The 12710-nt window shown below is 67.4% G+C and carries 2 protein-coding genes; both read right to left on the bottom strand.

All coding sequences use genetic code 11. From position 1 onward, the window contains the following. Nucleotides 1–465: 465 nt before the first annotated feature. A complete protein-coding gene (locus ISS97_RS08825) occupies nt 466–5409 on the bottom strand; it encodes an amino acid adenylation domain-containing protein (protein WP_379985194.1) in 4944 nt (1647 codons plus the stop codon). After that, nucleotides 5406–12689, bottom strand: a complete 7284-nt coding sequence (locus tag ISS97_RS08820) for an amino acid adenylation domain-containing protein (RefSeq protein WP_379985195.1) — start codon at nt 12687–12689, stop codon at nt 5406–5408. The genes ISS97_RS08825 and ISS97_RS08820 overlap by 4 nt, the downstream gene beginning before the upstream one ends. Nucleotides 12690–12710 lie beyond the last annotated feature (21 nt).

Raw genomic sequence — 12710 nt, 5'->3', positions numbered from 1 at the left:
TGTCGCTTGGTTGTCGCGTTATCGCGACCGGGCTCGCCTGCGGCGGGCTTCCGCCTCGCTGCCGCGAGTCGGGTCACTTTTCTTTGCTTGCCCAAAGAAAAGTAACCAAAAGAAAAGGCACCCCTCTTGCGCGCTCTCCGGGCTTCGCCCTCCGAGTCCGTGAGGCTTGGCCGGGCTTTTCGACACGACATCCCTGTCGTGTCGAAAAGGCGCAGGCATCCCTGCCTGCACCCCCTTCGGGGCCTGATCGTCCAACCCTCACCGCTCCACAGGGGGCCCATTACGGGCTCGCTTCGCATCGCCTGTAGGAGCGCACCCTGTGCGCGATCCCCGCGCGCTGGGCGATCGGGGAATGTGAGGGATGATGAGTGGGTGCTCGGGATCGCGTGGCTACTGTGCAACTTGAAGTTGGCAAGCCAACTTCCGCGTGTATCTGCCACCCCCCATGGCATCGGGTTGGTCATGTCACCGCCTCCCGAACAACCCGCGTAATTTCTGTCCCAGTGATTCGCCTTTGTCCGTTTTCGCCGGTGCGTGATCGAGTTCGGCGGCGAGGGTGGCGAGGGTGCCGTTGGCGATGTCGAGGAGGTTGAGGCGGATGCCGGTGTCGCGTTGGACGCGGGTGGCCATTTCGACGGCGAGAAGAGAGTGGCCACCGATGTCGAAGAAGTTGTCGCTGGTGCGGATGGTGTCGACGTCGAGCAGGGTTTGCCAGATGGCGGCGAGGCGTTGTTCGCCGGGGGTTTTGGGAGCGGCGTCGATGAGTGGCGCGGATGTGGCGGATGGCGCGCTGTCGTCGTCGGCGATGAGGCGTTCGCGCAGGGTGCGGATGCCGTCGAGGGTGTGCAGGGCGTGGATGGTTTGTTGTGGGTTCTCGCCGATGCGTGTCATCAGGCTGAGGTAGTTGTCGCGCAGGAGGCGGGCGGTGTCGGCTTCTAGGATGTCGGCGTTGTAGGTGACGCCGCCGAGCATGCCCTTGGTGTTTTCCAGGAACCACAGGCCGAGGTCTTCGGTGGCGCCGCTCTGGAACAGCAGGATCTGCTCGTGGCGCAGGCCGCCCCAGTCGACGATGCGCTGGCGTGCGTCCTGGAAGGAGAACAAGGCCTGGTACAGCACGGCGCCGTTGCCATGCTCGCTGCGCAGTTCGCGTTGCAGGTATTCGAGCGGCACGTCGGGATAGCCGAAGCTTTCGATGGCGGCGGCTTTGACCTGGCGCACGAAGTCGATGAAGGGCAAGGACGGGTCGACGCTCATGTGCAGCGGCAGCAGGTTGTTGAAGTAGCCCATCACGGACTCGACTTCGGTCTGGTTGCGCGCGCGCACGGGTGTGCCCACCACCAGGTGTTCCTGGTCGGCGATGCCGCTGAGCAGCACGTAGTACAGCGCCAGCAGGGTCATGTTGAGGGTGGCGTCGGCCTGGCGCGCGACTTCGTGCAGGGTGTCGGTGACGGCCTTGTCTACGCGGATCCATTCGGTGCGGCCGACGCCGGACATGCCGGGGCGGCGCGGATGGTCGGTGGGTAGCGCACGGGTGGTGGCGACCTGGGTCAGGCGTTCGCGCCAGAACGCGAGCTGTTCCTTGAACTGCGGACCTTGCAGCCACTGCGCATGCCATGCCGCAAAGTCGCCGTAGCTCACCGGCAGCGGCGCCAGCGGCGAAGGCTCGCCCCTGGCGAAGGCGCGATAGATCTGCGACAGCTCGGCGTACAGGATGTCGAACGACCAGCCATCCCAGATGATGTGGTGCGGCATGAAGAAGAACACGTGCTCATCGGCCGCCATGCGGAACATGTGCGCGCTGAACAGCGGTGCGCGGGTGAGATCGAACGGGGTATCGGTGAGTGTGCGCAGGCGCTGCATCAGCACCGTCTCGCGTTCGCTCTCCGGCAGCGCGGAAAGGTCTTCGGCCGGGAACAGTGGCAGATCGATCTGCTCATGCACCACCTGCACCGCTTCGTCGCCGTGACGCTGGATCGCGGTGCGCATGCTGGGCTGGCGCCGCATCAGTTCCTGCATGGCGCGTTCGAACGCGGCTTCGTCCATCGGGCCGCTCAGGCGGTGCGCGGAAGGTGCGTTGTAGGTGACGCGGCCGGGTTGCAGTTCTTCCAGCGCCCACAGGCGCTGCTGCATCAGCGACAGCGGCGCGCGGTCCTGTACGGCGCGGCGCAGGATCGGCGCGGCGGCGCTGGCCTTGCCGCTGGCGCGCTGCTGGTCGATGGCGGCGGCGAGGGCTTCGATGGTGGGCGCGTCGAACAAGGTGCGGAACGACAGGGTGATTTCGAATTCGCGGTTGAGCCGCGCGGTGAGTTGCGCGGCGAGCAGCGAGTGGCCGCCCAGCGCGAAGAAGTTGTCGCGCACATCCAGCTCGGGCAGGGCCAGCACGGTTTCCATCGCCGTCGCGACGCGGCGCTCGGTGTCGTTGCGCGGCGCCACACGCTCGCCGCGCGCGGCGAGCGACTGCACCGGCGGTGCAGGCAGCGCCTTGCGGTCGATCTTGCCGTTGGGCAGCAGCGGGATCGCCTCCAGCATCATCAGGTGCTGGGGCAGCATGTATTCGGGCAGGCGCTGTTTGAGGCGTGCCTGGAGTTCGTTCTCGTCGAGGCTGGCGCCGGCACGCGGCACCACGTAGGCAACCAGGCGCACATCGTCAGGGCGATCCTCGCGCGCCAGGACGACGGCGCGCGCCACGCCGGGGACATCGGCGAGCACGGCTTCGATCTCGCCGAGTTCGATGCGGTAGCCGCGCACCTTCACCTGGAAATCCAGCCGGCCCAGGTGTTCGAGCTGGCCGTTGGCGAGCCAGCGACCGCGGTCGCCAGTGCGGTACATGCGTGCGCCGGATGTCGCCGCGAACGGATCGGGCAGGAAGCGTTCGGCGGTGAGTTCGGGACGGTTGAGATAGCCCAGCGTGACGCCGGCGCCGCCGATCACGATCTCGCCCGGCATGCCGAGCGGGCATGGCGCCTGCCGCTCGTCGAGGATATGCACGGTGGTATTGGCGACCGGCTTGCCGATAAAGATGCCCGCGCGCGGTTCGGCCACGCGCCAGTAGGTTGAATACACCGTGGTCTCGGTGGGGCCGTAGCCGTTCCACACTTCGCCGCAGCGCTGCAGCAGCGCTTCGGCCAGATCCACCGGCAGCGGTTCGCCACCGGACACGGCGCGGAAACCGGCACGGCCGTTCCAGCCGGATTCGACCAGGATGCGCCAGCCTGCGGGCGTGGCCTGCATCATCGTGGCGTCGCTGTTTTCCACCAGCGTGCGCAAGGCCGCGCCATCGCGCACGTCGTCGTGATCCGCCACCACGATGGCGGCGCCCACGCTCAGCGGCAGCATCAGTTCCATAAAGGCGATGTCGAAGGACAATGTGGTCACCGCCACCAGCCGATCATCGGCGCCGATGCCCGGCACGCGCTGCATGCTGGTGAGGAAGTTCGAGGTACTGCGGTGCGGCACGCGCACGCCCTTGGGACGGCCGGTGGAGCCGGAGGTGAAGATCACATAGGCGACGGAGTCGGGCGTGGCTTCCGCTTCATCGCGCGGCAGGCGCGCGTCGCTCGCGCTGGCGATCTCGGCGTCGTCGCGTTGCAGCGACAGCACCTGCGAGGCCGGATAGTCGAAGGCCGTGGGTACGGCGTCGTCGACCACCAGCGCGGCGAGCGCCGCGTCCTGCGCCATAAAGGCGAGACGATCCGCGGGGAAACAGGGATCGAGCGGCACATAGCCGGCACCGGCTTTCAGCACGGCGAGCACGGCGGCGACCATATCGGTGCCGCGCTTCAGCGACAGTCCGACCAGCGCACCGCGCCCCACGCCACGTGCGCGCAGCACGCGGGCGATGCGATTGGCGCGCGCTTCCAGCGCCGCATAACTCAACGGCAGGCCGCGATGGATCACCGCGGTGCGCGCGGGGGCCAGATCGGCCTGCTGCTCGAAATACTCATGCGCGAGCTGCCGATCGGGATACGGCGTGGGCGCGGCCTGCAGCGATTGCAGTGCGCTGCGTGCATCCGCGGACATCAGGCCGAGGGCGTAGGCCGTGTCGTCCGGCGTCGCGATGGCGCTGCGCAGCAGAGTCTCGTACGCATCCAGCCAGCCGCGGATGGTTTCCGCGCGGAACAGGTCGCTGTTGTACTGGCACTCCAGCCGCACGCCGCCGTCCACCTGCACAGCGTTGACGAACAACTCGAAGTTTTCGAACGCGCGCGGATTGCCGGCGAACTCGAAGCTCAGTCCGGGGAAGCTCACCGTGCGCTCGTCCAGCGCCTGGTCCAGATTGAACAGCACGCTGACCAGCGGCAGCCGGCTCGGATCGCGCGGCAGTGCCAGGCGCGCCAGCAGACTGCCGAGCGTGTATTGCTGATGCTCGAAGGCATCGAGCAGATCGCCGCGCACCTGTTTGAGCGCGTCGGCGAAGGGTGCCTGCGCATCGATCGATACGCGCAACGGCAACACGTTAACGCAATGGCCAATCAGCGCGTCATGACCGCCCGCGGCCTGGCCGGCGGAAGGAATGCCGATCACCACATCGTCCTGTCCGCTCAGGCGCTGCAGCAGCAGGCCGAAGCCGGTAAGCAGGCTCGCGTAGAGGCTGGCGCCGCGCGTCGCGCCCATGCGCTTGAGCTCGCCGATCAGGGCGGCATCCAGGGTGCGGTCTTCGCGCTGGGACGCGAAGCTGCGCTGGCGCGGGCGGACACGGTCGGTAGGCAGATCCAGCGACGGGCTGCCGCCGCCGAAGCGCTGCAGCCAGTACTGCTCGGCAGCGCGGCCGTCGGCGCTCTGCGCATGCGCAGCCTGCTCCAAGGCGAACTGTGAGAACGGATCGGCTGACGCAGGTGCGCCGCCACGGCCGCTGTGCTGCGCATAGAGCGCGGCGAGATCGCGCACGATCACGCCGAACGACCAGCCGTCGCAGATGATGTGGTGCGCGGTGAGTACCAGCAGATGATCCTGCGCGCCCAGGCGCAACAGTTCGGCGCGCAGCAGCGGGCCGGCTTCCAGATCGAACGGTTCGGTCACCGCGCGTTGCAGCGTGGCGGCGATTTCGATATCGCGGCCCGCTTCATGAAGTGCGCTCAGGTCGCGCAGCGGGCAGGGCAGGTCGAGCTGGGCGGCGATATAGAGTTCGTCGCCGTCCGTGCTCAGAGTGGAGCGCAGCGCTTCGTGGCGGTCGGCCAGCCCTTGCACCGCGGCTTGCAGGGCGGCGACATCCAGCGGGCCGTGCAGCCGCAGCGATACCGACTCGTTGTAGGCCAGCGACGCCTCGCGTTCGAGCTTGGCAGCCAGCCAGATCTCGCGCTGCGGCGCCATCGCTGGCACCACGCGGGCCAGCGTGGTGCCGGCGAACGGGTCGTAGTCCACCGCCACTGAAGACGGCGCGGTCGCGCCCGACATCTCATGCGCGCTCATGCACTCTCCCTCCGTGCTTCCACCTTCATGTATTTGCCCGGCGCTTCCGGATTCGGCACAAACCAGGCCGGATGGCCCTCGGCATCCTTGCCGAGGCGCGCACCGGTAACCGGCGGACGGCTGGCGTCGAATGCCAGCGCTTCAACGTTCTTGTGGCGCGGCAGGAATTCGGCCTCCTGCAGTTCCAGCACGGATTCGCGGAACGCGTTGGTGATCGCGGCGAAGTCCTGCTCGCTGTGCGACGTGGTGAAGAAGCAGGGGAAGTTGTCCAGCACGTGGATGCCGCGGCTGCGCATCATGGCGAACAACAGCTCTTGCAGCGGATGGTCTTCGGTAAAGTTGACCTTCCACACCGACGCAAAATGCACCAGCTTGATCGGCGCGCCCACGCTGGCGCAGAACGCATTGAGCCCGTCGATGAACGCGCCAGTGCGCGTATTGAGCCGCTCCTGCAAGGCCGAGCCGTTGGCCTTGAGATGCGTGAGCACGGCATGCGCCGCGGCCAACGCCAGCGGGTGGCGCACGAAGGTGCCGGCGAAGTAGGTGACGCCGACGGTGGGGATGGAGGCGTCGCCGTACTGCCAGCCGCCGCCGTCCAGTGCATCCATGTATTTGCGTTTGCCGGCGATCACGCCGATCGGGAAACCGCCGCCGACCACTTTGCCGTAGGAGGCGAGGTCGGCGTCGATACCCAATACCTGCTGCGCGCCGCGCGGATGTGAGCGGAAGCCGGTGACCACTTCGTCGAAGATCAGCAGCGCACCCGCGTCGCTGGTGATCGCGCGCAGCTCCTTGAGGAATTCGCGTGGCTGGAAGTCCGGCCGGCGGCTCTGCACCGGCTCCACCAGTACGGCGGCGATGGTGTGGGCGCGCTCGCGGATGATCGCCAGCGATTCCGGCGTGCCGTAATCCAGTACCAGCACGTTCTCGGACGTGTTGCGCAGGATGCCCGGCGCGGCCGGCACCGAGTGCAGCTTCTTGGTGCCGCGCACGATCACTTCGTCGAAGATGCCGTGGTACGAGCCGGTGAAGATCACCAGCGTGTCGCGGCCGGTGACGGTGCGCGCGATGCGCACGGTGCCCATCACCGCTTCGGAGCCGGTATTGCACAGCGCGGCGCGGTCGAAGCCAGTGAGCTCGCAGATCTGCTCGGCCACTTCGCCGGCCAGCGGATGCTGCGGGCCGATCTCGTAGCCGGCGTCCAGCTGCTGGCGCACCGCATCGAGCACGAAGTCCGGCTGCCAGCCGAACAGGTTCATGCCGAAACCGTTGAGTGCGTCGACGTATTCGTTGCCGTCCAGATCCCATACGCGGGAACCCTTCGAGCGCTCCACCACGATCTGGTAAATCATTTCCTTCAGCAGCGGACGGAAGCCGTTGACTACGCGCGGGTCGGCCAGATGTCCGCGATGCTTCTCGGTGTACGCCTTGGAGCGCTTGGTGCGCTCGATATAGCGGCGCATGAAGGCATCCAGCCGCGCGCGCTGGCGCTCGCTCAGTTCGGTCTGGGTGGAGTGGATGCGCGCGATGGCGCCGAAGGCTTTCTTGACGTCGTAGGTGGTGTGCGCGAGCGCGGCTTCCTCGTCCTGCGCAGGGACTTCCGCGGTTACGGCGGCGGGCGCTGGAGCAGCGACGGGGGTGGGATTCGCTGGCGCGGCGACAGGCACGGCGGGTGCCGATGGCATCTGCATCTGCATGCCGGCGCCGGCAAGCAGGGCGAGTTGTTGCTGCATGATCAGCATCTGCTGCTGGATCACCTGCTGCATCGCGCTGCCGGCGGGCATCGTCATCATCGGCATCGTCGCGGCCATCGGCGGCGTGGCCTGGGCCGGCATGGCGGGCGCGGCCGGTGCGCTGGTTTCCGGCGGCAACAATTGGTCGATATGCATGGCGAGTCGCTCGAAGGAAGAGAAGGACTCCATCAGTTCGCGAAAGGTGATCTTCAGCGCGAAGGTTTTCTGCAACTGCAGGGCCACCTGGGTCAGGGCCAGCGAGTCGAGGCCGAGTTCGACGAAATGGGCGGCGGGATCGGCATCGGCGAATTCGGAGCCGGCGACGTCCTCGAACAGTTCGGTGAGTTGGGCGATCAGGCGCCCGCGACGGTTATTGCCGGCGCTGGCGCCGGAGAGGTTGGCTTCCATGGGGCTCTCCGCAGGAGGTGCAGGTGGTGCGAGGTAGGTGACGGTGGCGAGTGGTGCCGCCGCGACGGCTGATCCAGCGCATCCTGCGCCCGCGGCACTAGCGCATCCATGCGCGTCGGTCGCCGGTTCGATGGGTAGTGATTCGACCGCGGCGCTCACGCCGGGCCGCGCATCGATCCAGTAGCGCTTGCGTTCAAACGGGTAGGTGGGCAGCCGCACGCGCAGCTTGCGCTGGCGATGGTCGAGCTCGGCTACCTCCAGCGAGGCGCCGAAACTCCACAACTGGCCGGCCGCATCCAGCCACGCGGCGCGCTCGCTCTCCGGCGCGTCGGCCAGCGAGGGAAGCACCATGCGACCGCGGCTCAGCGGGTGCTGGCGCAGCAAGGTGGTGAGTGCGGTGCGCGGGCCGACTTCGAGGAAGGCATGTGTGCTGTCGTCGAGCAATAACGTGACAGCGGACGAGAAACGCACCGTACCGCGCAGGTGACTGGTCCAGTAGTCGACCGAGGTCGCTTCGCCGTCGCTGAGCGGCTGGCCGGTAAGCGTCGAGACGATGGGGATTGACGGTGTGATCAGCGCGATGTTCGCGACTTCGCGGTGGAACGGTTCCAGCGCGGGGTCCATCATCGCGGAGTGGAACGCATGCGAGGTGTGCAGCAGGCGGCTGGCAATGCCGGCGCCTTCGAGTTCGGCGCGGAAGGCTTCGACCAGCGAGGTTTCACCGCTGACCACACAGGCGTTGGGTGCGTTCTCGGCGGCCAGCTGCAGGTTGGACGGAAGGCGTTCGGCAAGCTGCTTCGCATCCATGCGCACCGACAGCATCGAACCGCCCGGCAGCGCCTGCATCAGGCGTCCGCGCCGCGCGACCAGGCGTGCGCCGTCGGCGAGGCTCATCACGCCGGCGATCACCGCGGCCACGAATTCGCCGACGCTGTGGCCGACCATCGCCACCGGGCGGATGCCCAGGCTCATCCACAGCCGCGCCATCGCGTATTCGATGGCGAAGGTGGCGGGTTGGGTCAGCGAGGTTTCGCGCAGCGCATCGGTGTCATCAGCAAACAACCGTTCGCGCAGGTCGAAGCCCAGTTCACCGGCCAGGATCGCCGCGACGTCGTCCAGGGCGGCGCGGAACGCGGGTTCGTTGGCGTACAGTGCGCGGCCCATGCCGGCGTACTGCGAACCTTGGCCGGGGAACAGGAACACGATGCCGGGCGCGGGTTGCGCCGCGGTGCGCGCGGCGGATGCCGCGCCAAGTTTCTCGATGGCTTCCTCGACGTTGCCCGCCACCACATGCAGGCGTTGAGCGAAAGCCTTGCGACCTACGGCGAGGGTATGTGCCACATCGGCGAGATTCGCCGTGGGTTCGTCGATGAGGTGTTGGCGCAGCCGTGCAGCAGCATGCGCCACGGCTTCCGGCGAGCGTGCCGAAAGCAGCAGCACAGACGCGCCGGCTGCTTCATCGGCGGCGGCGCGGCACGGCGCTTCTTCCAGGATCACATGCGCATTGGTGCCGCCCACGCCGAACGAACTGACACCGGCGCGCAGCGGACCTTCTTCGCTTTGCCACGCGCTCAGTGTGTCGTTGACCACGAATGGCGAGTGCGCGAAATCGATCTTGGGGTTATGCGCGGTGAAATGCAGCGACGGCGGCAACTGGCGCTCGCGCAGCGACAGCGCAGTCTTGATCACACCCGCCACGCCCGCGGCCATCACGGTATGGCCGACATTGCTCTTCACCGAACCGACCGCGCAGAAGCTGCAATCGTCGGTGTGCTGGCGGAAGGCCTGGGTGAGGCCTTCGATCTCGATCGGGTCGCCCAGCGGCGTCGCGGTGCCGTGGGTTTCGACATAGGAGATCGAACGCGCGTCGACGCCGGCATTGTCCAGCGCCATGGTGATTACCGCTGCCTGGCCCGCGCTGCTCGGCGCGGTGAAGCTGGCCTTGACGCCACCGTCGTTGTTCACCGCCACACCGCGGATCACGGCGATGATGGCGTCGTCGTCACGTTGCGCGTCGCTCAGCCGCTTCAGCAGCACCGCGGCGGCGCCATCGCTGAACACGGTGCCACGCGCCTCGGCATCGAAGGTGCGTGTGTGGCCATCCGGCGACAGCATCGAGCCTTCCTGCGACAGGTAACCGCTGCGTGGCGGGCAACTCACCGACGAACCGCCGGCGAGCGCCATGTCGCAAAGGCCCGCGCGCAATGCCGCCACCGCCTGGCAGATCGCCACCAATGAGGTGGAGCAGGCGGTGTTCATGCTGATCGCCGGCCCGGTGAGGTTGAGCTTGTGCGCCACGCGAGTGGCGAGATAGTCCTTCTCGTTGGCCAGCATCACCTGGAAGGCGCCGAACTTTTCGATCAGGTCCGGCCGCGTGCTGAGATGGCGCTGGAAGTAGGTGGCGTTGTGCATGCCGCCGAATACGCCGACCGGCTGCTGCTGCGCATCCGGCACATAACCGCCGCGCTCCAGGCATTCCCAGCACAGCTCCATGAAGATGCGCTGCTGCGGATCGGTCAACTCGGCTTCGCGCGGCGACATGCCGAAGAAGGCGGCGTCGAACATATCGACGTCGTCGATCACACCGCGTGCGGCGACGTAGTCGGTGTCGTTGCGCTCGGCCAGCGGAATCGACGGATCGAGCCCGTCGTTGCCGAAGAAGGTGATCGACTCGCGGCCTTCGCACAGGTTGCGCCAGAACGTTTCGACATCGCCCGCACCCGGCAGGCGCGCGGCGGCGGCGATGATCGCGATGGGTTCGGCCTGGTCGGCGCCTTTGCCGCGCCCGATGCGCGCGGCCAGCGCGGCGCGACGATCGGCCTTGCCGTCGATGGCGGCGGCGAGTGCGGCCGGCGTGGGATCGCCGAAGAACATCGGGATGGTGGGGATCGTCGACAGTTCGGCATGGATGCGTGCGACCGTCTTCACCGCGAGCAGTGAATGGCCGCCGAGGTCAAAGAACTGATCGTGGCGGCCGACCTGATCCAGCCCCAGCATGTCGGCGAACAACGCGCACAGGCGCTGTTCGAGCGGGCCTTCCGGCGGCACGTAGGCATCGGCGAGTTCGGGGCGGCGACGGTCCGGTGCTGGCAGCGCGCGGCGATCCAGTTTGCCGTTCGCCGTCACCGGCAGTGCGTCGAGGCGCAGGTAGATGGCCGGCACCATGAATTCCGGCAGCGCCTGCGCCAGCTGTTCGCGCAGGCCGCGTGCGGTGACGTTGTCGTGTTCAGCGACGTAGTAAGCAACAAGGCGCTTCTGGTCTGGCCGGTCCTGACGCGCCAGTACCGCGCAGGCGCGTACGCCATCCAGGCGCTGCAGGGCTGCCTCGATTTCGCCCAGCTCGATGCGATAGCCGCGGATCTTTACCTGATGGTCGGCGCGGCCGATGAACTCGATCACGCCTTCCGGCAGCCAGCGCACCAGATCGCCGGTGCGGTACAGGCGTTCGCCGTGCGCATCGAACGGCGCCGACACGAAACGTTCGCCGGTCAGCTCGGGGCGGCCGAGATAGCCGCGCGCCAGACCCGCACCGCCGATATACAGCTCGCCCGCCACACCGACCGGTACATGTTCGCTGCGCGTGTTCAGCACATGCAGCGTGGTGTCGGCGATGGGACGGCCGATCGGCACCGAGTGCAGCCCCTCATCCAGCACACGCGGAATGGGATACGTGGTGGAGAACGTGGTGCACTCTGTCGGGCCGTAGCCGTTGAAGATGGTCACGTCAGGCAGCGCGACATAGGCCTTGCGCACGTGCGCCACCGATAGCGCCTCGCCACCGATCAGCAACTGGCGCAGGCCGCGCAGCTTGCTGGCGTCGTCGTCGACGATGGCGTTGAACAGTGCGGCGGTGAGCCAGGCGATGCGCGCATCGTGCTCGCCGATGGTGCGCGCCAGGCCGCAGCCGCTGGGAATCTTTTCGTGATGGATGATGCAGGTGCCGCCGTTGAGCAGCGCGCCCCAGATCTCCAGGGTCGATGCATCGAAACCGAGCGGCGCCGCATGCAGCAGGCGCGGGTGGTCGCCGAGATCGACATAGTCGACATCGCACACCAGGCGGATGATTGCGCGATGCGGGATCTCGGCGCCCTTCGGCGTGCCGGTGGAGCCGGAGGTGTACATCACATAGGCCAGCGCGCCGCCGTCGAGCGTGGGCATCGAGGCCAGCGGCGCGCCGGATTCCAGTTGCGACATCGCCAGCGTGGGTACGTCGATGCCTTGCAGCGCAGCGGCGCCTTCGGGGGCGATCACCAGCGCGGCGTGCGCATCGTTGATGGCGAAGGCGAGGCGCTCGGCGGGATGGCTGGCATCTAGCGGCAGGTACGCCGCGCCGGCCTTGAGGATGCCTAGGATGGCGACAATCGCTTCCGCGGAACGATCCAGCAGCAAAGCCACTGGCGTACCGACGCCGACGCCCGCGGCGATCAGTGCCGCAGCGACGCGATTCGCGCGTGTGTCCAGTTCGGCGTAGGAGAGCGAGCCCCCGTGCCATGTCACCGCGGGTAGCGACGGATGCTGTTGCGCTACAGCGGCGAATAGCCCATGCACGGTGTCGCCGGCATGGCGCGGTACGGCGGTGGCGTTCCAGTCGTGCAGCAGCTGACGCTCGCGCGGTTCGATGATGTCGATGGCGGCAAGCGGCTGGTCGTTCGCCAGCACGAGTGCGCAAAGGGCGCGCTGCACGCAGGCCGCGAACAGGTCGATCGATGCGTCGTCGAACGGTGCGTGGAAAACGACGTGCAACGCGCCGTCATGCAGATGCCAGTGACTGAAGCTGGTGTCGTCAGCGTCGCGCTCGGAAACGGTCCAGGCACTGCGAAGGCGCGGCGCGGTTTGCGCGACGTCGCGTAGCGCGGCCTGCCATGCATGGCTCCTCGCATCGCGTGGCGCATCGACCCATGCCTGGGTGGCCATCGCGCCAGCGCCGCGTGTGGCGATCACGCCATCGGCGCCGGTGAGCAGCGCTTCGGTGAGCGCGAGTGCGGCGTACAACCGTTCGGTATCCGCTGCCTTCGACGCCAGCGCATAGCTGCGCTGGCGCCAGCCGGCATCTGTGCTGCCGCCGCGGCCCGGCAATACGTCGAACAGTCGCATGGCGACGGTTTCGACATCCTGTATTTCGGCCATGCTCGTGTTCATCACGGTTCCGCGTTGGTGAGG

This window comes from Dyella koreensis, from assembly GCF_044904565.1.
Classification (GTDB): Bacteria; Pseudomonadota; Gammaproteobacteria; order Xanthomonadales; family Rhodanobacteraceae; genus Dyella_D; species Dyella_D koreensis.
This window is presented reverse-complemented; position numbering and strand designations above follow the sequence as displayed.